The 23,709-nt window shown below is 71.7% G+C and carries 18 protein-coding genes; 10 read left to right on the top strand and 8 right to left on the bottom strand.

Features of this window, described 5'->3' with window-relative positions; genetic code table 11:
• Positions 1 to 50: 50 nt before the first annotated feature.
• The gene (locus FB465_RS15225; protein WP_145791132.1) at positions 51 to 1,061 is read right to left on the bottom strand and encodes an NAD-dependent epimerase/dehydratase family protein; all 1,011 of its coding nucleotides are present in this window, start codon (positions 1,059 to 1,061) and stop codon (positions 51 to 53) included.
• Between the two features lie 207 nt (positions 1,062 to 1,268).
• Here FB465_RS15225 and FB465_RS15220 point away from each other — a divergent pair, with 207 nt between their 5' ends.
• The 3 genes from FB465_RS15220 to FB465_RS15210 all read left to right on the top strand — a co-directional run bounded on the left by FB465_RS15220 (position 1,269) and on the right by FB465_RS15210 (position 4,707).
• Positions 1,269 to 2,594, top strand: a complete 1,326-nt coding sequence (locus FB465_RS15220; protein ID WP_246192669.1) for a DUF1254 domain-containing protein — start codon at positions 1,269 to 1,271, stop codon at positions 2,592 to 2,594.
• A gap of 72 nt (positions 2,595 to 2,666) precedes the next feature.
• A complete protein-coding gene (locus FB465_RS15215) occupies positions 2,667 to 4,001 on the top strand; it encodes a DUF1254 domain-containing protein (RefSeq protein WP_145791128.1) in 1,335 nt (444 codons plus the stop codon).
• A gap of 34 nt (positions 4,002 to 4,035) precedes the next feature.
• Entirely contained in the window at positions 4,036 to 4,707 is a 672-nt protein-coding gene (locus FB465_RS15210) for a GAP family protein (protein WP_145791126.1), read from the top strand.
• Positions 4,708 to 4,725: 18 nt separating this feature from the next.
• Here the strand turns inward: FB465_RS15210 and FB465_RS15205 are convergent, their stop codons facing one another.
• The gene (locus FB465_RS15205) at positions 4,726 to 6,480 is read right to left on the bottom strand and encodes a BACON domain-containing protein (protein ID WP_145791124.1); all 1,755 of its coding nucleotides are present in this window, start codon (positions 6,478 to 6,480) and stop codon (positions 4,726 to 4,728) included.
• Positions 6,481 to 6,617: 137 nt separating this feature from the next.
• Here FB465_RS15205 and radA point away from each other — a divergent pair, with 137 nt between their 5' ends.
• Positions 6,618 to 8,105 (top strand): DNA repair protein RadA, encoded by a 1,488-nt coding sequence (radA, locus tag FB465_RS15200; protein WP_145791122.1) that lies wholly within the window; start codon positions 6,618 to 6,620, stop codon positions 8,103 to 8,105.
• 172 nt (positions 8,106 to 8,277) lie between these two features.
• Entirely contained in the window at positions 8,278 to 9,336 is a 1,059-nt protein-coding gene (disA, locus tag FB465_RS15195) for a DNA integrity scanning diadenylate cyclase DisA (protein ID WP_145797365.1), read from the top strand.
• A gap of 74 nt (positions 9,337 to 9,410) precedes the next feature.
• On the opposite strand, the gene FB465_RS15190 is transcribed toward disA, so the two are convergent.
• A complete protein-coding gene (locus tag FB465_RS15190; protein WP_170290592.1) occupies positions 9,411 to 10,031 on the bottom strand; it encodes an ArsR/SmtB family transcription factor in 621 nt (206 codons plus the stop codon).
• A gap of 119 nt (positions 10,032 to 10,150) precedes the next feature.
• Here FB465_RS15190 and FB465_RS15185 point away from each other — a divergent pair, with 119 nt between their 5' ends.
• Complete coding sequence (locus FB465_RS15185) at positions 10,151 to 11,389, top strand: MFS transporter (RefSeq protein WP_145791119.1); 1,239 nt, start codon at positions 10,151 to 10,153, stop codon at positions 11,387 to 11,389.
• Positions 11,390 to 11,664: 275 nt separating this feature from the next.
• Here FB465_RS15185 and FB465_RS15180 read toward each other — a convergent pair whose 3' ends face one another.
• Positions 11,665 to 12,495: a hypothetical protein gene (locus FB465_RS15180; RefSeq protein WP_145791117.1), complete on the bottom strand. Its 831-nt coding sequence runs from the start codon at positions 12,493 to 12,495 to the stop codon at positions 11,665 to 11,667.
• 227 nt (positions 12,496 to 12,722) lie between these two features.
• Between FB465_RS15180 and FB465_RS15175 the strand changes: the two genes are divergently transcribed.
• Positions 12,723 to 13,616 carry an HhH-GPD family protein gene (locus FB465_RS15175; RefSeq protein WP_145791115.1) on the top strand — a complete coding sequence of 298 codons (894 nt, stop codon included), beginning with the start codon at positions 12,723 to 12,725 and terminating at the stop codon, positions 13,614 to 13,616.
• A gap of 80 nt (positions 13,617 to 13,696) precedes the next feature.
• On the opposite strand, the gene FB465_RS15170 is transcribed toward FB465_RS15175, so the two are convergent.
• Positions 13,697 to 13,957 (bottom strand): EF-hand domain-containing protein, encoded by a 261-nt coding sequence (locus FB465_RS15170; protein WP_281292384.1) that lies wholly within the window; start codon positions 13,955 to 13,957, stop codon positions 13,697 to 13,699.
• Between the two features lie 105 nt (positions 13,958 to 14,062).
• Entirely contained in the window at positions 14,063 to 15,643 is a 1,581-nt protein-coding gene (locus FB465_RS15165; protein ID WP_145791111.1) for an MDR family MFS transporter, read from the bottom strand.
• Between the two features lie 232 nt (positions 15,644 to 15,875).
• On the opposite strand from FB465_RS15165, the gene FB465_RS15160 reads away from it, so the two are divergent.
• Entirely contained in the window at positions 15,876 to 16,502 is a 627-nt protein-coding gene (locus FB465_RS15160) for a TetR/AcrR family transcriptional regulator (protein ID WP_145791109.1), read from the top strand.
• A 63-nt stretch (positions 16,503 to 16,565) separates the two neighbouring features.
• Here FB465_RS15160 and FB465_RS36945 read toward each other — a convergent pair whose 3' ends face one another.
• The gene (locus FB465_RS36945; RefSeq protein ID WP_246192668.1) at positions 16,566 to 17,558 is read right to left on the bottom strand and encodes a M23 family metallopeptidase; all 993 of its coding nucleotides are present in this window, start codon (positions 17,556 to 17,558) and stop codon (positions 16,566 to 16,568) included.
• 588 nt (positions 17,559 to 18,146) lie between these two features.
• Here FB465_RS36945 and FB465_RS15150 point away from each other — a divergent pair.
• Both FB465_RS15150 and FB465_RS15145 read left to right on the top strand, forming a co-directional pair.
• On the top strand, positions 18,147 to 19,697 hold the full coding sequence (locus FB465_RS15150; protein WP_145791107.1) for an aldehyde dehydrogenase family protein: 1,551 nt from the start codon (positions 18,147 to 18,149) through the stop codon (positions 19,695 to 19,697).
• Between the two features lie 410 nt (positions 19,698 to 20,107).
• Entirely contained in the window at positions 20,108 to 21,241 is a 1,134-nt protein-coding gene (locus FB465_RS15145) for a threonine aldolase family protein (protein WP_145791105.1), read from the top strand.
• Between the two features lie 80 nt (positions 21,242 to 21,321).
• On the opposite strand, the gene FB465_RS15140 is transcribed toward FB465_RS15145, so the two are convergent.
• Positions 21,322 to 23,610, bottom strand: coding sequence for an immune inhibitor A domain-containing protein (locus FB465_RS15140; protein WP_211785975.1), 2,289 nt, complete (start codon positions 23,608 to 23,610; stop codon positions 21,322 to 21,324).
• Positions 23,611 to 23,709: the final 99 nt, after the last annotated feature.

Genomic DNA, 23,709 nt, shown 5'->3' with positions numbered 1-23,709 from the left:
TCGTCGGGCCGTGAGGCGCCGGGGGGCTGCCAGCCCCCCGGCGCCTTGCGTCATGCCGCGGTACCGGCCAGCAGCTTCTGCTCCTTCTCGGGGTCGATCCCGAGCTCGGTCGTCCCCTGGAGGTACGGCTTCGTCGCGGGCCCCCGCTCCTGCAGCCAGGCCCAGGTGTCGCGCACGGTCTCGGCGAACGGCCGGCAGCGCAGGCCGGCGGCCTCTGCGCGGGAGGTGTCCGCGAGCCAGATACCGGCCCAGTCGGGCAGGCCGGGCGCCCAGAGCGGAAGCTCCGTCCAGGGCTGCACATCCGCGGCCAGCAGCGCCTCGTCGCCGACCGGGACGAGTTCGGCCGTGCTGCCGGTGGCCTCGGCACACGCGGTGAGCAGCCCGCCGAAGGTGGTGGAGGCACGCGGAGCGGTGGTGACGTACCGGCCGCTCTCGCCCCGCTCCAGCAGGTCCAGCCCGAAGGCCGCGAAGTCGCGCGCGTCTATCAGCTGCAGGGCGCGGTCCGGGTCGCCGGGTGCGACCACCTTCCCGCCCCGGGCCATCCGCTCCAGCCACCAGGGCAGCCGGCCGACGTTCTCGTACGGGCCGATGATCAGGCCGCAGTTGAGGATCAGCGAGTCGTCGGCACCGAACTGCTCCAGCAGCGCGCGCTCGCACCCGGCCTTGAGGTGGTTGCCCGGAGGCTGGTCGGCCGGGGTGTCGGCCGGGCAGGGGTGGGTGGCGGAGTTCTCGTCCACCGGCAGGGCGGGCCAGTCGGTGAAGGCGTGGACGGAGGAGACGAAGGTGTAGTGGTCGGCGTGCGGACGCAGCAGCCGGGCGGCGAGCGCGACGGCGTACGGCTGCTGGCCGGCGCTGTCCACGACCGCGTCCCAGTGCCGGCCGGCGGTCAGCCGCTCCAGGTCGGCGGGGTTGTTGCGGTCGCCCCGGACGGCTTCCACGCCGGGCTGGTCGGGGCCGCTGATGCCGCGGTTGAAGGTGGTGACCTGGTGGCCGCGGCGCAGCGCTTCGGAGACGTAGGCGCGGCCGAGGAAGGACGAGCCGCCGATGACGAGGATCTTCATATCGGCAGCCTCACCCCGATGCCGGGGGCGGACACCGGGGTTCGCTCTGGGCACATGGCTGTTCGCTTCCGGCGGACCGGCACGGCAGGCGCACGTCCGGCACCCCGCCTCGAGGTGCCGACCGGGCGACCGGCACATAGCATCCCCTTCGTACCGTTATGTCCGAATGTCATGCAGGACTGACCAGGCGTTGGGGAGATCGACAGCATGGGCAACCCGGCCCTCGTGGACCCTGAGACGATCCGCACCACCGCGGCCGAGGCGTGGATCTGGGGCTTCGCCCTGCTGGAGAACTACCGCACCCTGTACCCGCAGGCCATCGACGAGGCGGACCCGCGTCACGTCGGCGGCTTCGGCGTGTTCCGTCACTACCCGCAACCCTTCACGCCGGCCAACACCGACGTGGTGACCCCCAACAACGACACCCCGTACTCCTGGGCCTGGCTGGACCTGCGGGCCGAGCCCTGGGTGGTCGAGGTCCCGGCGACGGACCGGTACCACGTCCTTCCCGTCCACGACCTCGACACCTCCTACGTCGGGTTCATCGGGTCCAGGACCACCGGCTCGGAGGCCGGCCGCTACCTGATCGCAGGCCCGGGCTTCACCGGCGACTGGGGGCAGGGCTTCGACGGCGTGCTCCGCGCCGACACCGACCTGGTGGGCATCCTCGGGCGGACCTACCTGGCAGGCCCGGAGGACGTGCCCGCCCTGCAGCGGGTCCAGGAGCAGTACGTCCTCAAGCCGCTCAGCGCCCACCTCGGCACCCCGGCGCCGCCCGCCGCCCACGACCCGGTCTGGCCGGTCTGGCGCGAGGAGGTCCTGGACACCCTGGAGTTCTTCGTCTTCCTGGACTTCCTGCTCGGCTTCTTCCCCGTCCTGCCCGCCGAGGCCGACCTGCGGAGGCGGCTGGCCGAGCTGGGCGTGGGCGCCGGCGACTTCGAACCCGCCGCGCTCCCCCTGGAGGTCCGGGAGGCCATGCAGCTGGGCATCGCGGACGGCCGCGCCGAGCTGGAGCGGGCGGCCGCCGATGCCGCCGCGACCACCGGGTCCGCCGGGTTCTTCGGCACGCGGGCCCAGCTCGGCGGGGACTACCTCAAGCGCGCGGTCGGCGTCCAGAAGGGCCTCTACGGCCTCCCCGAGGAGGAGGCCTGGTACGGCGGCTGGATCGTCGACAGCGAGGGCAACCGGCCGCCCGACGCCTCGCAGCACGACTACGTCCTCCGCTTCCCAGCCGGGCAGCTTCCGCCGGCCAGGTTCTTCTGGTCCGCCACCATGTACGCGCTCCCCGAGCTGCAGCTGGTGGACAACCCGCTGCAGCGGTACTCGATCGGCGACCGTACGCCGGGCCTGGTGTACGAGCGGGACGGCGGTCTCACCCTGTACGTCCAGCACAAGCGCCCCGCCGACGCCGAGCACTCCGCCAACTGGCTGCCCGCACCCGAAGGTCCGTTCAGCGTGATCATCCGCGTCTACGGCCCGGACCAGGCCGTCCTCGACGGCCGGTGGACCCTCCCGGCGCTCACCCCGAGGTGAGCCGCGCGGGGAGCCCCGGCGGGCCCCGCCGGGAGCCGGCCGCCCCGAAGTCCCTCCCGGGAAGGAAACCGCATGCCTGATGCCGCTCTGGAGGCGCTCGCCGCCGACGCGTACGTCTATGGCTGCCCGATGGTCTCCGGCCTCGCCATGGTGGAGGCCTTCCTCGAGCGCGGCATGGGCAGCATCCCGGCTGCCGACTTCAACCGGTTCGGGCACTCCGTGCAGCTCGCCGGAGCGGACGCCGAGTTCGTCTCCGTGAACAACGACACGGTCTACTCGACCGCCCAGCTCGACCTCTCCGGGGGCCCGCTGGTGCTGCACGTCCCGGACACCGAGGGCGCCTACTACGTGCTGCAGTTCGTCGACGCCTGGACCAACGACTTCGCGTACATCGGCCGCCGGGCCACCGGCACCGCCGAGCAGACCTGGCTGATCGTCCCGCCGCACTGGCACGGCACACCCGCTCCCGGCGTGGGGGTGATCGAGTCCCCGACGGTCGTCGCAAGCATCGTCGGCCGCAACGCCTGTGACGGCCCGTCGGACCTGCCCAGAGTGCTCGCGATCCAGCAGCGGCTGACGCTCACCCCGCTGGAGCCCGGCGGCGTGTACGCGGGGCTGCCGCAGCCGGACGAGGCCGTCCCGGAGGAGCTGAGGTTCCTCGAGCAGCTGCGGCTGTGGATGGCGGCCTTCCCGCCCGCCGCTCCCGACGTCGAGTACCAGCAGCGCTTCGCCCCGCTCGGGCTGCTGGACACCGGCCCCTCCCCGTACCTGGCCGCCGCGCCCGAGTGGACGGCCACCCTCGTCAAGGGCCTGGAGGCCGGCCGGCAGCGGGTCGAGGAGGCGACCAGGCCACCGGAGAACCAGCCCGCCGGAGAGTGGAGTGCCAACCTCCACCTCTTCGACTACAACCTCGACCACCTGGGCCCCGGCACCCTCGACGACTCCGAGTGGCGGATCGCCGACCGCAGGGCCGCCTACCTGACCCGCGCGGTCGCCGCGCGGACCGGGCTCTGGGGAAACCACGCGTACGAGGCGGCCTACGCCACGACCTTCGACGACGCGGAGGGCGGAAAGCTCACCGGCGCCCGCTCGTACACCCTGCGTTTCGACACGCCTCCGCCGGTGGACGCCTTCTGGTCGATCACCATGTACGCCGTTCCCGACTACTTCCTCGTGGCCAACCCGATCGACCGCTACTCGGTCGGCGACCGCACCCCGGGCCTGGTGCACGGCGCGGACGGCTCACTCACCCTCGTCCTGCAGCACGAGCTGCCGAGCGACCCGGCCGAGGCGGCCAACTGGCTGCCCACGCCGGAGGGGGAGTTCCGGCCGGTCCTCCGGATGTACCAGCCGGGTGCCGCGGTGCTCGACGGCTCGTACCGGCTGCCGAGGATCCGACCCCGCTGACGCTGCTCCACCGGCCCACCCGGGAGGTCTCGCCATGGGCGACGCGATCGGACAGATGCTGGCCTCGGCCGTCGGCATCGCCATCAGCCCGGTGCCGCTGATCGCGGTGGTCCTGATGCTCGCCACGCCGAGGGGCAGGGTCAACGGCACCGCCTTCACGCTCGGCTGGGTCGCGGCGCTCGCGGCGGTGGCCACGCTGGTGGTGCTGGCCGGCTCGGGGCTGGACACCGCCGGACCGCGGCCCACCTGGTCCTGGTGGGTCAAGCTGGCCGCCGGGGTGCTGTTGCTGCTCCTCGCCCTCAGGCAGTGGCACGACCGGCCGCGCGCGGGCCATGTGCGCAGTCCGCCGAAGTGGATGCAGACCATCGACCGGTTCACCCCCGAGAGGTCGGCCGGGCTCGCCGCCCAACTGGTGGCGGCCAACCCGAAGAACCTGGTGCTGACGGTCGGCGGCGCCGTCTCCATCGCGACCAGCACGGCGAGCGGTGCTGGCAAGACGGTGGCCGTGGTGCTGATGGTGCTGGTGGGATCGCTGTGCACGCTGGGACCGCTCTGCGTCCACCTCGTCGGCGGGGCCCGGTCGGCCAAGGTGCTGGGTGAGTGGAAGGCGTGGATGTCCGCCCACAACTCGGCGGTCCTGATGGTGGTGCTGGTCGTCATGGGCGCCACGTACGTCGGTGACGCGGTCTCGGGTCTGACGGTCTGACGAGCCGGTCGGTGCCGGTCACGGGGTGGCCGTCGGGGTTCCTGGGGGGCTCCCGGTGGGGCTCCCGGTGGGGCTGCGCGGGGAGGGGGAGGCGGTCGGGGACGTGCCGCCGCCGGCGGTGGGTGAGGCGGTGGGTGAGGCGGTCGGCGGGGCTGTCGGTGTGGGGGTCGGCGAGGGCGTCGGGCTGCTGGTCGGGCTGTTGCTCGGACCGGGGTCCGCGGTCGGCGGCTGACCGCCGCGGTGCTCGGGGCCGCCCTGCAGGGTGACCACCGCCTGCGACGGGGGCAGGGCGATCCTGGCCGTCCACGGGTGCCGCGGGGCGCGGTCCTCGTCCAGGACCACCGTGACGGTGATCCGCTGGCCGGGTGCCAGTGTCCCGGCGTCCCGGCTCAGGCGCAGCCAGTCGGCGTCGACCACGGCGTGCCACTGGATCGTCGTGCCGCCGGAGTTGGTCATGGTGATCACCGTCCGGCCGGCGTACTCTCCGACCTCGACGGTGAGCCGGCCCGCTGCCGGGGCGGGGACGGGAGCCGGCCGCCCGACCGCACCGGAGGACGGCCCGGACGCCCCCGTGCCGTCGCCGTTTAGCCGCTGATTCGGCGGAAGCAACGTTTCTGCGCTCACCGCACCGGCCAGCTCCAGCCCGCCGCTCGTCTGCCCGGCCGGGGGCGCCGGGGACGGCTCCGCGATCCGCTCACGCGCCGCGTCCACCCGGACGGAGGACACCGCAGCCGCTCCGCCAGGGCCGTCGCCCCCGCGATGAGCCCCCCACAGGGCCACCACCGGAGCCGTCAGCACGGCGGCGAGCACCCCGGTGGTCACCACCCGCTGACGCACCGCCAGCGCCCGCCCCTGGCTGGGCGCGCGGTGCCGGGGGAAGCCCCGCTGGTCGAACCGCGGCTCGGGCTGCCCGTCGGGGCCGTCCGGCCTGACCGCCCGGCGACCCGCCGCCGCACCCGCCAGAAAGGCAGCCCCCGCCGAACCGCCGGAACCGCCGACCGGCGTGGCGGGTGGGGCGCCGACCCGTAAGGTCGCCGGCGCGGGCAGGACCGGCAGACCAGGCAGCCCGGCCAGGCCGGTGCCCAGCTCGCCCGCCACCCGCTCGGCGGTGCCCCGGCAGGTCGGGCAGTCCACCACGTGCCGGACCAGCTCTCGGCGCAGCGCCGGGCCCAGCACCCGCCCGCCCTGCCCGCCGTCGGGCAGCGGGGGCCCGAGCCAGCTCTCCGCCCCTGCCCCGCCCAGCTCGCCCAGCACCGGACAGCTGCCGACCATCAGCACCAGCAGCGCGGCCCGCGTCCGGCGGACCTCCGCGCCGGCGGCGGCCAGCAGCGCCTGCGCCGCCTCGCCGGACAGACCCAGCACGGCCGCCACCTCGGCCGGCCGGAGCCGGTGACGGACCGCCAGCTCCAGGGCCTCGCGCTGCTCGGGCTCGGTACCGGCGGCCTCCGGCCAGGCGAGTGAGGCCAGCTCCCGGTGGCGCTGCTCCGCGTGCGCGGGATTCGCCGGGGTGGCCGGGGTGCCGAGCCCCTGCTCCAGCCGCTGCAGGCAGCAGTACCGCGCCAGCGAGTACAGCCACGCCCTGAGCAGGCCGGGATCGGCCAGCCGGGTACCGTGCCGCAGCGCGAGGTCGCGGACCTCGCGGACGGCGGCGAGGGCCGCTTCGTGCTCGCAGAGCACCGAGAGGCAGTAGGTGAACAGCCCGTCGACGCAACTGTCGTAGGCCTGGAGCGTGGGAGAGCTGCCGGGCACGGGGGTAGCAAGCCTGGTTGTCACGTACCAGACGGTAGAGAGGCGGCGGGTCCCGTCCCTGCTTTTCCCCGCTGTTGTACTTCTTTCGGGTAACAACACCGTGCATCACCGGCGGCCGATCGCGTGCCGGGTTGTCGGACCCACCGGCTACGGTTGGCCGCATGGCAGCCCGCACCAAGACCACCGCAAAGCCGCGCCCGGCATACCGCTGCACGGAGTGCGGCAACCAGCTCCCCAAATGGGTCGGCCGCTGCCCCGAGTGCAACGCCTGGGGCACCGTCGAGGAATACGGCGCGGTGCCGATCCGGACGACCGCGGCCGGGCCGGTCAGCGCGCCCGCGCGGCCGATCGGGCAGGTGGACGGCCAGGTCGCGACAGCGCGTACGACGGGCGTGCCCGAGCTCGACCGGGTGCTCGGCGGCGGGCTGGTCCCCGGCGCGGTGGTGCTGCTCGCGGGCGAGCCCGGCGTCGGCAAGTCCACCCTGCTGCTGGACGTGGCCGCCAAGGCCGCCAGTGACCAGCACCGCACGCTGTATGTGACGGGTGAGGAGTCGGCGGGCCAGGTCCGGCTGCGCGCCGACCGGATCAACGCGCTCTCCGACCACCTCTACCTCGCCGCCGAGTCCGACCTCGGCGCGGTGCTCGGACACATCGACCAGGTCGGCCCCGGGCTGCTGATCCTGGACTCGGTGCAGACCATCGCCTCCGCCGAGCTGGACGGCGCGCCCGGCGGCCCGGCCCAGGTCCGCGAGGTCGCGGGGGCGCTGATCCGGGCCTCCAAGGAGCGCGGCATGGCCACCCTCCTGGTCGGCCACGTGACGAAGGACGGCTCGATCGCCGGCCCGCGCCTGCTGGAGCACCTGGTCGACGTCGTGCTGAGCTTCGAGGGCGACCGGCACGCCCGGCTGCGCATCATCCGCGGGGTCAAGAACCGGTACGGCGCCACCGACGAGGTCGGCTGCTTCGAGCTGCACGACGAGGGCATCGCCGGGCTGGCGGACCCGTCCGGCCTCTTCCTGACCCGGCGTGACAAGCCGGTGCCGGGTACCTGCCTGACGGTGACCCTGGAGGGCCGCCGGCCCCTGGTCGCCGAGGTGCAGGCGCTGATGGTGGATTCGCAGATCCCCTCGCCCCGCCGGACCACCTCCGGCCTGGAGTCGCCCCGGATCGCGATGATCCTCGCCGTGGTCGAGCGGCACGGCGGCGTCAAGCTGGGCAAGCAGGACATCTACACCGCGACGGTCGGTGGCGTGAAGCTCACCGAGCCCTCCGCCGACCTGGCCATCGCCCTTGCGGTGGCCAGCTCCTCCTCCGACACCCCGCTGCCCAGCAACCTGGTGGCGATCGGCGAGGTGGGTCTGGCCGGGGAGGTCCGCCGGGTGACGGGAGTGCAGCGCCGACTGGCGGAGGCGCACCGGCTGGGCTTCACCCATGCATTGGTACCGCCGGACCCGGGCAAGGTCCCGCGCGGGATGAAGGTGGTCGAGGTCGCCGACATCGGCGAGGCCCTGCGCGCCATCCCGGGCCGCAAGCGGGCGCCGGCGAAGCCGCGTACCGCCCCCGAAAAGGCCGTTGTACCGCCGCCCGCGGCCTACCCCGAGGAGCTGATGGAGGGCTGGGAACCGGTCGACTCGGACGAACTGCGCTGACCCAGACCCTGTTATTGCCGCACGCAGTTAGACTTTGCCCTGTCTAATTGGCATGAAGTGCAGTAATGCAGCGACAGACCGTCGGGCGCCACGCCACACGGTCCGGGTCGACCGGAGGAGTCACGTGGCAGCCAGCGACCGGGCGGACAAGTCCTCCCGCGAGGAGGCCCTGCTGCGGGCCTCCCTCAGTGCCATCGCCCCGGGGACGGGGTTGCGGGACGGTCTGGAGCGGGTGCTCCGCGCCAACACCGGCGGCCTGATCGTCCTGGGCTTCGACAAGACGGTCGAATCACTGTGCACGGGCGGCTTCGTCCTGGACGTGGAGTTCACCGCCACCCGGCTGCGCGAGCTGTGCAAGCTGGACGGCGCCGTGGTGCTCGACAAGGACATCACCAAGATCGTCAGAGCCGGCGTGCACCTGATGCCCGACTCGACGATCCCGACCGACGAGACCGGCACCCGCCACCGCACCGCCGAACGGGTCAACCGGCAGACCGGCTTCCCGGTCGTCGCGGTCTCGCACTCGATGCGGCTGATCGCGATGTACGTCAACGGCACCCGCCGCGTGCTCGAGGACTCGACCACCGTGCTCTCCCGCGCCAACCAGGCGCTGGCCACCCTGGAGCGCTACAAGCTGCGCCTGGACGAGGTCGCCGGCACACTCTCCGCACTGGAGATCGAGGACCTGGTGACCGTCCGGGACGTCACCGCCGTCGCCCAGCGGCTGGAGATGGTCCGCCTGATCGCGGCCGAGATCGCCGGCTATGTGCTGGAGCTCGGTACCGACGGGCGACTGCTCTCGCTCCAGCTGGACGAGCTGATCGCGGGTGTCGAGCCCGAGCGCGAACTGGTCGCGCGCGACTACTTCCCGGAGCGCGCCGCGAAGCGCGGCCGTACCGTCCCCGAGGTGCTCGCCGACCTGGAGGCGCTCACCCATGCGGAGCTGCTCGACCTGCAGACGGTGGCCAAGGCGCTCGGGTACTCCGGTTCGCCCGAGTCCCTGGACTCCGCCGTCTCGCCGCGCGGCTACCGGCTGCTGGCGAAGGTCCCGCGGCTGCCCAACACCGTGATCGAGCGGCTGGTGGAGCACTTCGGCGGACTGCAGAAGCTGCTGGCGGCCAGCATCGACGACCTGCAGACCGTCGAGGGTGTCGGCGAGACGCGGGCCCGCTCGGTCCGCGAGGGCCTGTCGCGGCTCGCAGAATCGTCCATCCTGGAGCGCTACGTCTGAGCTTGGCTTTAAACCCCACCAAGATCATGTCTTGGTGGGGTTTAAAGCCAAGCTGAGCCGGGCCTCGCGTCGCGTTACGCCCGGTCGGGTGCGGCCGTCGGCTTGATCGCGTAGAGCAGGGTGAAGAGGGTCACGTCGACGGCGTCCTCCTCGGTACTGTCGCCCTCGTCCGCCAGCTGGTCGAGGATGGCGCCCAGTTGGGTGCGCAGGCGCAGGAGCCGCTCGGGGGTGAGCCGCATGCCGAAGTGGCTGAAGAGCCCGGGCGGGCCCGACGAGCCGTCGACGGGAGCGGCGAAGTCGATCCGGCGGCCGAGGTAGTGCCCCTGGAAGTCGGTGCGGACCATGTCCATCGCGGCGAGCATGGTGCCGAGGGCGGCCGGCCGGTCCGCGGAGTCGTCCGAGAAGATCTCGCGGGACAGACGCAGTGAGGTGTGGCCGGTCCGGTAGCGGCTCTCGACGATGCCCGAGACCAGCCGGGTCTCGGCCACCACGATGAGGTCGGCCTTCTCCAACTGCTTGACGTGCCGGTAGAGCTTGGTCTGAGGCTCGCCCAGCTCCGCCGCCATCTCCTTCACCGTCAGCGGCTCGGGAGCGCTCTTCATCAGGACGTTGAGGATCGCCAACCGCAGGGGATCGGCGAGTGCCTTCAGCGTCGCAACGTCCCCGACCTCGCGTTCTCCGTCTCGCTTCGCCACGGGCCCATTTACCCACAACGTGCACCCTTGCGCAATCAATCACTTGTCTGCAAGCATTCACGCATCGATGAATGGTTGCGGATGGGTGACCATCTGCGCTCAGGCAAAAGGGGTGGGGTATGGCTACGGTGGAGCTCACCGAGGTGGCCGGAACGCAGCGGCCGGTGCCACTGCGTCGGAACTGGCGCTTCCAGCTGCTCTGGGGCGGTGCGGCCTCGGCGATGCTCGGCACCTGCGTGGCGGACACCGCCTACCCGCTCGTGCTGCTGGCGATGACCGGATCGCCGGCCGTCGCCGGAGCCTTCGGCGCGGTCCAGTTCGCGGCCTCGCTGGTCTTCGGGGTGCACGGCGGCGCCGTCGCCGACCGCCGGGACCGCCGCCGGATCCTGATCGCGGCGGACGCCGCTCGCTTCCTGACGGCAGCCAGCGTCGTGACGGCGCTTCTGCTGCACCGGCTCACCGTCGTCCACACCCTGCTGGCCGCCGCCGTGATCGGCGCCACCATGGCGTACGGCGGCCCGGTGCGCATGATCGCCGTCCGGGCGGTGGTGCCCCCGGAGCAGATGCGCCAGGCGCTCGCCCAGGAGGAGCTGCGGGTCAGCGGAGCCAGTCTGATCGGGCCGCCGCTGGCCGGGTTCCTGCTCGGGTTCGGGCGGGCCGTGCCCTTCCTCGGCACCGCCCTGGCCTCACTGCTCTCGCTCTGTGCCGCCGTGGCGGTCCGGTTCGACGGCAAGGCGGAGCCCGCCGAGGGCGGCTCGCACGGCGGCGCGCTCGACGGCTTCCGGCACCTGATGGGCAGTCCGCTGCTGCGTTCGACCCTCGCCGTCACCTTCGCCCTCAACCTGGTCGGCTCGGCGATGCTGCTGCCGGTCATGGTCCTGCTGCGGGACGGTGGCAGCTCCACCGCGTCCATCGGACTGGCCCTCTCCGGGGAGGCCGTGGGCGGGCTGCTGGGTGCCCTGCTGGTGGGCCGTCTGCACCGGCTGCTCGGCCCGGGCAAGCTCCTGCTGGCGGTGGCCTGGGTCTGTGTGCCGCTGTTCCTGGTGCCGCTGCTGCCCGGCGGCCCGGTGACGGTCTTCGTCGCCCTCGCCGCGATGATGCTGGGGATTCCCTCGCTCCGGGTGATGGTCGACGTCCTGATCTTCCAGCGCGTGCCGGACGAGCTGCGCGGCCGGGTGGTCGCCGCCACCATGACGGTCTTCATGCTCGGGGTGCCTGTCGGGATGCTCGGCAGCGGCCTGCTGCTGGACCACGTCCCGCCGGCCGCCGCACTGGGCCTCTTCGCCGCCCTGCTCGCGGCGGGGCTGCTGCCCGCGACCCTCGGCCGCTCGCTCCGGCGCACGGAGTGGCCCGCCTGACCCGGCCGCACGGAGTGGGCCCGCCTGCCCCGGCCGCACGGAGTGGCCGCGTGATCCAGCTGCACCGAGCGCCCCCGCCCGATCTGCCGTTCCTGAGTGGGGACGGCCCGCAGCAGGCAGGAGTGCCCGTCCGTACACGGGGGCGGACGGGCACTCCTGTCGGTGCGTCAGGTCAGCTTCCTGACATGCCGGTGGCCGCTCAGTTGGCTGAAAACAGTCGGCAGGCGGCCCGCGCAGAGATGACAACGGCCCGCCCGGGTGGAGCAGAGAGGGTGTCAGCCTTCCAGGCGGATCGAGGTGCGGGCGGAGACCGGGCCGCCGGACGGGCCGGTGAGGTAGGCCTGGACCAGATAGTTCCCGGGCCCGGCGGTCGTGCCGTCGGTGGAGGCGCACTGCGGCTTGCTGCGGCTGCGGTCCCAGGTGAACGTCTCGGTCAGACCGGTCCCGGCGGTGATCTGCACCCAGGTACTCTGACGCTCCGTCGGACAGTCGCCCGAGGACCAGATCCGCTCGTTGGCGGCGGAGGTCACCACGATGGTCGAGGCCACCCGGCCGAGGTCGACCCGGCAGTTCGAGCCCGAGGCGTTGCGGACGGTGAGCGAGAGGCGCGGCTTGTCCTTGAGCTCGTACGAGTTCTGCGTACCGGCCAGCTCCAGGGTGACCTGCGAGGCGGCGCAGGCCGGGAGGGCCATCACCTCGCTGGTGTTGACGGCCGGAGGGGTGGCCGCCCCGCCGCCTGCGCCGCCCGCCCCGCCGGTCGAGGCACCGGCGCCGGTGGCCGTACCGGACGGGCTTGCGCTGCCGCCCGTACCGCCGCTGGTCAGGCTGACGTCGCCGCCGCTGCTGCCCGAGACGCCGCCCGCTCCGCCCGGACCGCCGGGGCGGCTGGTGATCGCGGAGCCGCTCGGGGACGCACCAGGGGTGATCGACTGGGCAGGGGCGGGCTGCGCGGCGTTGTCCTTGCCCTGCTTCCCGTCACCTCCCTGACCGGAGGTCAGCCAGACGATCAGCGCGAGGACGGCCGCCAGGGCTGCGAGCACGACGATGCGCCGACGCCAGTAGATCGACGCCGGCAGCGGTCCCACGGGTTGACGCAGAGAGGGCACGCGCAAACTCTACGAGACTGTGTGCACCCGTTGATGCATCAACACCGCTCTGGCGTCTCTTCCTTCACATGATCCGCCATTTGGTCCGGATGGGGGAGGGGGTTGCGGGCGCTCCGGCGTGCGGGGAATGTGCCGGGCGCGCGCGGGCGTACCCGAGGAGGTGGCACCCGGACCGCCCACTCCCGCCGCGCCGACACGAGCCCGTGGCGTGGGAGGATCGAAGGGCCATGGATGCCATCTCCGCCGCCCCCGCGCCGCTGCTCCACTCGACCGTCCTCGACTGGTACGAGGCCAACGCCCGTGACCTGCCCTGGCGTACCCCCGAGGCCTCGCCGTGGGCGGTCATGGTGAGCGAGTTCATGCTCCAGCAGACCCCGGTCAAGCGGGTGCTGCCCGCCTACGCCGCGTGGCTGGAGCGCTGGCCCGCCCCCGCGGACCTCGCCGCCGACGCGCCGGGCGAGGCCGTCCGGATGTGGGGCAGGCTCGGCTACCCGCGCCGGGCCCTGCGGCTGCACGCCGCCGCCGTGGCGATCACCGCGCACCACGGCGGCCGTGTGCCGGACGACCACGCGGCCCTGCTCGCCCTCCCCGGCGTCGGCGAGTACACGGCGGCCGCGGTGGCCTCCTTCGCCTTCCGGCAGCGCCATGTGGTGCTGGACACCAATGTCCGCCGGGTCTTCGCCCGGGCCGTGACGGGGGTCGAGTACCCGGCGCAGGCGACCACCGCCGCCGAGCGCCGTACCGCCACCGAGCTGCTGCCTGCGAGCGTCGAGACCGCCGCGACCTGGGCGGTCGGCGTGATGGAGCTGGGCGCGCTGGTCTGCACCGCCCGCAGCCCCGAGTGCGGCGCGTGCCCGCTGGCCCGGCACTGCGCCTGGCGGGTGGCCGGGCGGCCGCCGTACCAGGGCCCGCCGCGGCGCGGGCAGTCGTACGAGGGGACGGACCGTCAGGTGCGGGGCAAGCTGCTGGCTGTCCTGCGGGACGCCCACGGCACGGTGCCGCAGGCGAGCCTGGACGCGGTCTGGCCCGAGCCGGTGCAGCGGGCCAGGGCGTTGGACGGACTGGTCGCGGACGGCCTTGTCGAGCCGGTCGGGCCCGGCGTATACCGCCTGCCCGGATAGCCGCGAGGGCGGTCCACCGAACGAACCGGTGGATCGGTAATCCGGTAAATTGCTCATCCGGTGAACCGCCCGGAAACTCGTTACTTGCGGATCAGCTCGGCGAACTCCTCGAAGCTGATCTGGCCGTCGCTGTTCTCGTCGGCGTACTTGAAGGTCGCGGCGGCGTTCGCATCGCTGACCTTCGGGTTCTGCTGGAGGTACATCTTCAGCTCGTCGGCGGTGATGTAGCCGTCGCCATCGGTGTCGATCTCGTCGAACTGGCTCTGGATCTCGGCATTGCTGCGCATTGTCTGCCCCTTGATCGGCGCGGATTTCTGACGCTCAGAATCATAGAGGTGAATACCGCTGGTTTGTCTACGCCTCTTGAATTACCAATTTCTTCGGAAAATTGGACGGCCCCATTTGCACGATGTAGTGCAATGGGGCCGTCGGTGTTCTTCGTGCCGTCAGAGGGCGGCTGCCTCGACGGACTGCTCGGCCGGCTGGCCGGCGCCGCGCAGGGGGACCTCGCGCATGAAGACGGCGGCGGCGACGGCGATCAGGCTGATCACGGCGCCCCACAGGAACACGGTGTGCATGCCGTTGGAGACGGCGTGGTGGTAGGCGTCCTGCACCGGGGCCGGCAGCTTGCGCAGCGCCTCCGGGCCCATCTGACCGAGGTTGCCGGCGGCCTTGGCGCCGGACTCCTTCATGGTCGAGGTGACCCGGTCGTTGAAGAGCGCACCGAACAGGGCCACACCGAAGGAGCCGCCGATGGTGCGGAACAGGGTGGCGGTGGAGCTGGCCACGCCCATGTCCTTGAGCTCCACGCTGTTCTGAGCGACCAGCATGGTGATCTGCATCAGGAAGCCCATACCGGCGCCGAGCACCACCATGTAGCAGGCCGAGGTGAACCGGCTGGTGTCGGTCGACAGGGTGGAGAGCAGCAGCGAGCCGCCGGCCATCACGGCGGTGCCGATGATCGGGTAGATCCGGTACTTGCCGGTCTTGGTGACGGCCTGGCCGACCACCAGCGACACGACCAGCATCCCGAACATCATCGGCATCAGCAGCAGGCCGGAGTTGGTCGCCGAGGCGCCCTGGACGGTCTGCTGGTAGAGCGGCAGAAAGGTTACGGCGCCGAACATCGCGAAACCGACGATGAAGCCGATCACCGAGACCAGGGTGAAGTTGAGGTTCTTGAAGAGGTCGAGCGGGAGCATCGGCTCCTCGACCCGCTGCTCGACGTAGCAGAAGCCGATCAGCGAGGCGGCGGCGAGCGCGGCCAGGCCGAGGATCTGCTTCGAGCCCCAGGCGTACTCCTGGCCGCCCCAGGTGGTGATCAGGACCAGCGAGGTGATGCCGATGGTCAGCAGGGCGGCGCCGACGTAGTCGATCTTCGCGGTGGAGCGGACCTTCGGCAGCTTCAGGGTGACCACGATGAAGGCGAGCGCGACCAGGCCGAGCGGCAGGTTGATGTAGAAGGTCCAGTGCCAGCTGAGGTGGTCGGTGATGAAACCGCCGACCAGCGGGCCGCCGATGGTGGCCAGCGCCATCACGGCGGCGAACATGCCCTGGTACTTGCCGCGGTCACGCGGCGCCACCAGGGCGCCCATGATGGACATCACGCCGACCATCAGACCGCCGGCGCCGAGGCCCTGGACGGCGCGGAAGGCGATCAGCTGGGTCATCGACTGGGAGAGCCCGGAGAGCGCGGAACCTGCCAGGAAGATCGCGATCGAGGTGAGGAAGGTGCCCTTGCGGCCGTAGAGGTCGCCGAGCTTGCCCCAGATCGGGGTGGAGGCGGCGGTGGCCAGGGTGTAGGCGGTCACCACCCAGGAGAGGTGCTCGGCGCCGCCGAGGTCGCCCACGATGGTCGGCATCGCGGTGCCCACGATCAGGTTGTCGAGCATGGCCAGCAGCATGGCGACCACGAGCCCGATCATCACCAGGCGGATCTCGCGCGGTGACCTCGGGGCGGGGTCGGTCGCCCCCTCGACTGCGGCGGCGGGCTGATCCGCCGCGGCCTCGACCTGCTGTTGTGACATGGTGCGTCTCCCGGAAGCGCGGTGCCGGCCGATGGGTCAGTGGCGTGTTGTGGTGCTACTTACTTGACGACCGGCTAGTTAATCGTTCGGTCGCACGGTAAGTTGTCCGTAAGCCGGGCGTCAAGCCAGTTTCGGTAGTGGCCCCACGGGCAGGGAGAATGCACCCCGAGGTGAGCGCCGGTACCGGAGCTTGCCGCCCAATCGACGCAGGCATGAGGCAGGCCACCAAGCCATGAGTACGACGCAGAGCCCCCGCAGTGACACCCGGGCACGCATCATCGACGTCGCGCTCGAACTCTTCGCCGAGCAGGGGTACGAGAAGACCTCGCTGCGGGAGATCGCCGACCGGCTCGGGGTGACCAAGGCGGCGCTGTACTACCACTTCAAGACCAAGGACGACATCGTCCACGGCATCGTGGACAGCATGGCGGCTCCGATCGACGACACCATCGCCTGGGGCGAGGGGAAGCCGTGGTCGCCGGAGCTGCGGGACGAGCTGGTACGGCGCTTCGCGGCGGGGATGTTCGAGCGGGCGCCGCTGCTGCGGTTCTTCCACGACAACCAGCCGGCTCTGCGTGAGTCGCCGGCCGGGCTGGAGTTCAAGGCGCGGATGATGGCGATGATCCGGCTGGTGCACGGGCCCGACGCGACCTTCCAGGACCGGCTGCGGGCCACCATGGCGCTGTTCTCCGTCAACTGGGCACTGGTCCTGCTCAAGCAGGATGTCGAGGGTGCCGGGCGGGACGGCGGCGACGGCGTCGGGGGTGCCGAGCCGAAGGTGGCGACGCTGGCGGAGGCGATGGACGCCGCGCTGGAGGTTGCGTTGGAGAATGCGAGGCGGATCGAGCCGTCCGCGTGATGCGATGGCAGATATCAAAATCTGTCATCGCATCTCCGTTCGCGAGAACCGCCCGACCGCCCGCTAGAAGTTGGTCACCCCACGCGCCGACAGGTACGCGATCGGGTCCACCACGGCTCCGTACCGGTTGCTGGTCCGGATCTCGAAGTGCAGGTGCGGGCCGTGGGAGTTCCCGGTGTTCCCCGACTTGCCGATCTGCTGCCCCGCCGAGACGGTCTGGCCCGCCCGCACCGAGAGCGACGACATGTGGGCGTACTGCGCGAACTTGCCGTCCGAGAGCCGCAGCACGACCTCGTTGCCGTACGCGCCGTCGTAGGCGGCCGACACCACCTTGGCGTCGCCCACCGCGAACAGCGTCGTTCCGGCGGAGACCGCGAAGTCCACACCCGTGTGATAGCCCGCCGCGTACTCGGGGTTGTGGACGCCGAAGGGGTTGCTGATCCGAGCTCCGGGGGCGGGCGCGTACCAGGACGGGGCCGGAGCAGGTGCCGGCGCCGGAGCGGGCGCAGGGGCAGGGGCAGGCGAGGGAGCCGGAGCGGGTGCGCGCTCGGCCGACCGCGAGGCCGCCTCGGTCTCGGCGGCCGGAGCCGGCGCCGCAGGCGCGGGTGCCGCAGCCTCCGGCGCGGCGCCGGGTGCCAGGTTGCTCGCCACGGCCACCGCGTCCTGCGTGGAGGCCGCCCCCGGCAGCTTGTACGCGCTGGGCTCGGCCACCTGGACCACGCCACCCCGGTAGGCCTCCGAGCCGGCCGAGACGAAGACCGAGCTGCCCGGCATCGCGGGCTGGACGGTCTGCGCCGAGGCACTGCCCGGAATCAGCAGGGCGCCGAAGGCCAGGGTGGTGGCGCCGCTCCAGGCCACCACGGTGCGGCGCTCCTGCAGCCAGGCCACCACGGTGCGGCGCTCCTGCAGCCAGGCCACCACGGTGCGGCGCTCCTGCGACTGGGCCACCAGGGCCCGGCGCTCCTGCAGCCAGGAGGCGGCGGGGCGGATCCGGGCGTCCAGAACGGAGACGGCCGTCGCGGCGAGCTTGCGGCGGGCGGTGTCAAAGGCAGGCATCGGGTGGCAGTACCTCGCGGACGGGGGCAGCGTGGCGCAGAGCCGCGAGGGCCTGCCGAGCTGGGGACCATTCAGATGTAAGCGGTCATCACCGGCGGCCCCAAATGCTGTGACCTACTACGGCGTGTAGTGCCCGAGCCCCCGGACTCGACGCCCGCGGCGCATGGATCTTCCGGCCCGGCCTCGGGGTCAATCCCCTGACCGGTCCCCAGCCCGCCGCCCGGACTTCGCCACCCTGAAGGCCGCGCGCCCGCATCGGCTACTACCGTGCCTCGTACCGGCCCCACCCGCTGTGACAATCACCACCAGGAGTGTCCGACCGGCGGTCCGCTTCCCCGGATTCTCCGAGGGAAATCGTGAGCCGCCTCACACCTGGGCCGACCCGGCATCGGCAGGCATCCTGTCCAGCTCCAGACAGCCGTGCCACTCTGAGCGGCACCATCGAGCAACACCCGGCCAACACCCCGACCAACACCGCCAACCAACACCCTCGTAGCGACGCCTCGAGGAAGCGCCAACAAGCCAAGCAGAGCCACCCCAGCACCCGTCCTGCCCGAGCACCCCTTCCCCGACCCGGAGGAACTCCCCATGACGGCACCGCAGCTCAAGCCCGGCACATCCTGGTCCGAGACGTACGCCCGCTGCGTACGGACCGCCCCCGAAGCCTTCACCCCCGACGGTCTGCTCAACCTGGTGCGCGGCGAGTGGCGCGCCCTCGGCATCGCCGGCGAGCACACCACCCCACTGGACGGCACCCCGATCCCGGGCCCACCCCGGGTCGGCATAGAGGAGGCGCAGAGCGCCGTCGCGTTCGCCATCGCCCAGCACGCGGCCTGGGGGAAGGTCCCGTTGGACGAGCGCAAGGCCAAGGTCGCCGCGGCGGTCGACGGTCTGGCCGAGCAGCGCGACCTGCTGGCCCTGCTGCTGGTCTGGGAGATCGGCAAGCCCTGGCGGCTTGCCTGTGCCGACGTCGACCGCGCGCTGGACGGCGTGCGCTGGTACCTCGACAACATCGACCGTCAACTCGGCGACCGCACCCCGCTCCCGGGCCCGGTCTCCAACATCGCCAGCTGGAACTACCCGATGAGCGTGCAGGTGCACGCGGAGCTGGTCCAGCTGCTGGCCGGCAACGCGGTGGTGGCCAAGACCCCGTCCCAGGGCGGCTTCCACTGCCTCACCCTGGCCCATGCCGTGATGCACCGGGCCGGCCTGCCGGTCACCCTGATCTCCGGCCAGGGCGGCCGGATCGCCGATGCGCTGATCCGGGCCGAGGGCTTGGGCGCGCTCGCCTTCGTCGGCGGACGGGCCAACGGCCGCAAGGCCGCGACCGCGCTCGCCGACCTGAACCGCCGTCACTTCCTGGAGCAGGAGGGTCTGAACACCTGGGGCGTCTGGGACTACAGTGACTGGCCCGCGCTGGCCGCGCACCTGCGCAAGGGCTTCGAGTACGCCAAGCAGCGCTGCACCGCCTACCCGCGCTACGTCGTCCAGCGCTCGCTCTTCCCGGCCTTTCTGGAGACCTACCTCGGTGTGCTCGGCGGCCTGCGCTTCGGTCACCCGCTGGCCGTCGCCGCTCCCGACGACCCGCTGCCGGAGCTCGACTTCGGCCCGGTCATCCACGCGGCCAAGGCGGCCGAGCTCCGGGCCCACTTCGATACGGCCGTCGCCGCCCGGGCCGTCCCGCTGCACCGGGGCAGCCTCGACGACGGAACGTTCCTCCCGGGCCAGTCCCGTGACGCCTACCTGGCCCCCGCGGCTGTCCTCAACCCGCCCGCCAGCTGGGCCCTGCACCACTCGGAGCCGTTCGGCCCGCTCGACTCCATCGTCCTGGTCGACACCGAGTCCGAGCTCCTCGCCGCCATGAACGCCGGCAACGGCTCCCTGGTCGCCTCCCTGGCCACCGACGACCTCGCCTTCGCCGACCGGGTCGCCCCCGACCTCCTCGCCTTCAAGGTCGGTATCAACAAGCCCCGCAGCCGCGGTGACCGTGAGGAGGTCTTCGGTGGGCTGGGCGCCTCCTGGAAGGGGGCGTTCGTCGGCGGCGACCTGCTCGTCCAGGCCGTCACCCACGGCCCGGAGGGCCCGGACGAGAAGCTCTACGGCAACTTCCCGTCCTACTCCCTCTACCCGCCCCGCTGAGGCACGCCCCGCTCGGGTAGGCAGCCGAGCAGCCGCGCCGGGGCGCGGAGAACTGCGCAGAACAGGATGCTGCGGACCGGCATCTTCCGATCTCGCGCAGCTCCCCGCGCCCCGGCGCACCCTCGCACCGGACGTGGAGGCGCGGAGCATCTCACCGCCCGGTACGCCGGGCTGACCTAGGCCAGCGCGGCCATCAGGGCCACCCGGCGGTCCGGGTCGGTGCCGGGGGTGGCTGTCTCCGGCAGCTGTAACGTGCCGAGACGAACTCGTCAAACAAACTCTCGCGGTCCGGCGACATCCGTGTACGGCCCCTTGAATCCATCCCCCGGCGCGGCGCGCGCCCTTCACCCCGTACACGAGACACGGGCCCGGGAATGTTGCGTCGCCGGCCGATCGGGAATGATCGGCGGATGACCCACGCATCCGACGCCGTGCCGACCCCCGACCCGCGCGAGCGCAGGTTCGCCGCCCTACGGCGCTGCGACAGGCTGCTCTCGGGCGTCCGGCCGCAGAACCTCCGCGAGCGGCTGGCCGCGCTGGCCACGGATGCCGAGACGGCGTACGACCTGGACCAGCGCCCCGACATCTACGGCGACGGCGTCGTCCGCGCCCTCGAACAGCGGGTGGCCGAGCTGCTCGGCAAGCCCGACGCCGCCTTCTTCCCGACCGGGACGATGGCCCAGCAGGCGGCCCTGCAGTGCTGGGCCGAGCGCAGCGGCAGCCGTACGGTGGCGATGCACCCGCTGGCCCACCCCGAGGTGCACGAGCGGAAGGCCTACTCGCGGCTGAGCGGGCTGCACGCGGTCTGGCCGACCACCGCCCCGAGGATCCCCACGGCCGAGGAACTCCGCGACAGTGGCGAGCAGTTCGGCACCTTGATGCTCGAACTCCCACTGCGCGAGGCCGGATTCATCCTCCCCTCCTGGGAGGAGCTGGTCGCCGCCACGACCGCGCTCGACGGCACCCACGTCCACCTGGACGGTGCCAGGCTCTGGGAGTCCGTGTACCATCTCGGCCACTCCCTGCCGGAGATCGCCGAGTTGGCGGACTCCGTCTACGTCTCCTTCTACAAGACGCTCGGCGGCATCAGCGGCGCCGCGCTGGCCGGCCCCGAGGACTTCGTCCGGGACGCGAAGTCATGGCGTCACCGCTACGGCGGCCAGCTCTTCCAGCAGTGGCCCGCCGCCCTCTCCGCCCTCGCGGGGCTGGACCGCGAACTCCCGCGCCTGGAGTCGTACGTCGGCCACGCCAAGGTGGTCGCCACGGCCCTCGCCGAAGCCGTCGCCGACACCCCGGGCGCCCGGGTCAACCCCGAGCCCCCGCACACCCACCAGTTCCAACTCTGGCTCCCCCACCCGGCGGAGGCGCTCAACGAAGCGAACGTACGCCTCGCCGAGGAGCAGGGCCTCGGCCTCTTCGGGCCCTGGGGCGGGCGGGACCTCCCCGGCCTCTCGATGACCGAGGTGACCGTCGCCTCCGCCGCGCTCGACTGGACCCCGAAGGAGATCACCGAGGCGATGACGGCCTTCCTCACCTACCTCTGAGAAACGCCGTCGGCCCGGCTCCCCTCGCGGGGAACCGGGCCGACGATCTGTCATGCAGTCAGCTGGTCAGCGACACAAGGTCACTTGGCCGGCGTGACGAGCACCAGGGTCTCGAGCTTGTTGAGGCTCTCGTAGATGACCGAGATGCGGGTGTTGGTGTCGGGCACCTGGACGCTGCTGTACTGGTTCGAGGCGTCCCAGTACTTGCCGGTGTGGTCGTTGAAGGTGCGGACGCCCTTCTCGGACGGCACGTTGGCGGCGACATCGGCCTTGTGGAGGTTCAGGCCGTCGGTGCGCTCGAAGCCGAACGGGGAGTCGTAGCCCTGGAGGCGCGGACGCATCAGGGTGCCGTCGGTCCACTTGATCGGCGTCGGGTGCGAGTCGATCGGCAGGACCAGGCCCTGGCCCGGGTGGTTGGCCACGTTGTTGTCGGTCTGGGACTGGTCCCACAGCCAGATCAGCAGGCCGTTCTGGTTGGCGTAGTGCTCCACCCAGTCGGGCTTGGTGGTGCTGAAGCCGAAGTTGTACGGACCGGTCTTCAGGGTCTGGTCGTACGAGACGTACTGACGGTTCTCGACCAGGTAGTGCTGGGCGTAGTCCTTGGAGAACTTGCCCGTGATGCGCGAGAAGCCGGTGGCCGTCCAGCCGTTGTCACCGTTCTCGGCGCCGTCGGTGAAGACCGGGGTGCCGTTGACGGTGACGACGATGTCGTCGAGGGCGAAGCCCTTGTTGTGCACGCCACCGTCGGTGGTGTTGTGGAACCGGACCTTGACGGCCTTGCCCGCGTAGGCGTCCAGCGGGAAGGACAGGTCGCCCCACTTGTTGCCGGAGCTACCGGTCAGGCTCGCCTTGCCGGAGGGGTCCTTCGGGAGGGCGGTGCCGTTGAAGGTGCCGTCCAGGGCGGTCCAGTTGGCGCCGCCGTCGGTCGAGACCTCGGCGTAGCCGTAGTCGTAGTCCTGCTCGAGGTCGTACCAGCCCTTGGCGGACAGCGTCGCCGAGGTCTTGCCGGTCAGGTCCACGTCGCGGGCCAGCGTGACGTTGAGGTTGTCGGCGCTGCCGCTCCACCACTCGTTGCCACCCGCGAACGGGGTGTTGATCTCGGTGGTGACGGTCTTGTTCGGCAGGTCGACGACCAGGGCCTGCGGGCGCTTGGAGTTGTACTCCACCGGGCCGAGCAGGTGGGCGGAGATCTCGCCGGCCTTGGCCTTGTCGTACTTGAGCCAGCCGAGCTGCAGCTTGCTCCAGACGTCGAAGTCGTTCGGCTTGTCGCCGATCGAGTCCTTGCCCTCGCCGAGCCAGGAGCCGGACGACATCAGGGACCAGAAGCCGACCGAGTTGTCGATGCCCTGGCCGGAGGTGTCGTACAGGTCCGGCAGCCCGAGGTCGTGGCCGAACTCGTGCGCGAAGACGCCGAGGCCGCCGTTCTCCGGCTGCATCGTGTAGTCGCCGATCCAGATGCCGGTGTCGCCGACCGGGGTGCCACCGAGCTTGTTGGTGGACGGGCCGGTCTGGCCGGCGCCGGAGCCGTAGACGTACGAGCGGTGGGCCCACAGGGCGTCGGTGCCCTGCTTGCCGCCGCCGGCCGACTGGTCCTCACCGGCGTGCACGATCTGGAAGTGGTCGATGTAACCGTCGGGCTCGTTGAAGTCGCCGTCGTGGTCGTAGTCGTACCGGTCGTACTTGTCGTACTGGGCGATGGTGTCCTTGATCTGAGCGTCCGTCTGGCCCTTGGCCTTCTGGTCGGCGACCCAGGCGTTGATGCCGTCGCGGATCAGGTCCTGCGCGTTGTTGCAGACGTGCTGGCCGCAGTAGTCCGAGCCGTAACGGGCCTCGTTCCACGGCACCTTCACCCAGTCGGTGACCTGGCCCTCGAGCGAGTAGCGGCCCGAGGACTGCTTCTCGTAGAAGGTCTTCATGGAGTCCTGCGTGCTGCTGAAGTACAGGTCCTGGAAGTGCTTCTGGTTGTAGTCCGCCTGCCAGGCGGTGGAGTTGTTCTTGGCGCGGTCCGGCTGCGCGATCTGGTTGTGCTGCGGGCCGGGGGTGCCGCCGTACTTGACCTTGCCGTCGGCGGTCTTGGTGGTGCTGTCCACCTGGTCGCTGAAGTCGACCAGGATGGTGAAGATCTTGTCCGTGCGCTCGCGGGCGAGCTCGACGTACTTGTCACGGCCGAGCTTGATGCTGGTGCTGCTGCCGTGCTTCTCGATCTTGGCGGTGCCCGCCAGGAGCTGCTCGGTCGCGGCCTTCTGCTCGGCCTCGACCTTCTCGGTCAGCGGGCCCGGGAGGTTGTGGTCAACCTTCGTGCTCTGAATCGCGTCCGCAGGGTCGTTCGTGGGCGTGGCCGGTGCGGCGGTCGCCGTGCCCGGCAGCATGCCCGCGCCGAGGGCGGCGATAACCGCCACGGCTGCGGTGGCCGCAGAGGCCCTCGTGGATATCTTCAACGTTGTGACGTCCTCCCCATACCGGCACAG

It is taken from the genome of Kitasatospora atroaurantiaca (assembly GCF_007828955.1).
Taxonomy (GTDB): Bacteria; Actinomycetota; Actinomycetes; order Streptomycetales; family Streptomycetaceae; genus Kitasatospora; species Kitasatospora atroaurantiaca.
Note: the sequence above shows the minus strand (reverse complement) of the source record. Positions and strands in the feature narration are given on the sequence as shown.

What these genes read in the sequence shown, in the direction of transcription:
- FB465_RS15140 (WP_211785975.1), bottom strand. Translation starts at nt 23,610, where the DNA reads ATGCTGCCGGGCACGGCGACCGCCGCACCGGCCACGCCCACGAACGAC.
- FB465_RS15225 (WP_145791132.1), bottom strand. Translation starts at nt 1,061, where the DNA reads ATGAAGATCCTCGTCATCGGCGGCTCGTCCTTCCTCGGCCGCGCCTAC.
- FB465_RS15145 (WP_145791105.1), top strand. Translation starts at nt 20,108, where the DNA reads ATGACCCACGCATCCGACGCCGTGCCGACCCCCGACCCGCGCGAGCGC.
- FB465_RS15215 (WP_145791128.1), top strand. Translation starts at nt 2,667, where the DNA reads ATGCCTGATGCCGCTCTGGAGGCGCTCGCCGCCGACGCGTACGTCTAT.
- FB465_RS15210 (WP_145791126.1), top strand. Translation starts at nt 4,036, where the DNA reads ATGGGCGACGCGATCGGACAGATGCTGGCCTCGGCCGTCGGCATCGCC.
- FB465_RS15220 (WP_246192669.1), top strand. Translation starts at nt 1,269, where the DNA reads ATGGGCAACCCGGCCCTCGTGGACCCTGAGACGATCCGCACCACCGCG.
- FB465_RS36945 (WP_246192668.1), bottom strand. Translation starts at nt 17,558, where the DNA reads ATGCCTGCCTTTGACACCGCCCGCCGCAAGCTCGCCGCGACGGCCGTC.
- FB465_RS15160 (WP_145791109.1), top strand. Translation starts at nt 15,876, where the DNA reads ATGAGTACGACGCAGAGCCCCCGCAGTGACACCCGGGCACGCATCATC.
- FB465_RS15175 (WP_145791115.1), top strand. Translation starts at nt 12,723, where the DNA reads ATGGATGCCATCTCCGCCGCCCCCGCGCCGCTGCTCCACTCGACCGTC.
- FB465_RS15165 (WP_145791111.1), bottom strand. Translation starts at nt 15,643, where the DNA reads ATGTCACAACAGCAGGTCGAGGCCGCGGCGGATCAGCCCGCCGCCGCA.
- radA (WP_145791122.1), top strand. Translation starts at nt 6,618, where the DNA reads ATGGCAGCCCGCACCAAGACCACCGCAAAGCCGCGCCCGGCATACCGC.
- FB465_RS15185 (WP_145791119.1), top strand. Translation starts at nt 10,151, where the DNA reads ATGGCTACGGTGGAGCTCACCGAGGTGGCCGGAACGCAGCGGCCGGTG.
- FB465_RS15150 (WP_145791107.1), top strand. Translation starts at nt 18,147, where the DNA reads ATGACGGCACCGCAGCTCAAGCCCGGCACATCCTGGTCCGAGACGTAC.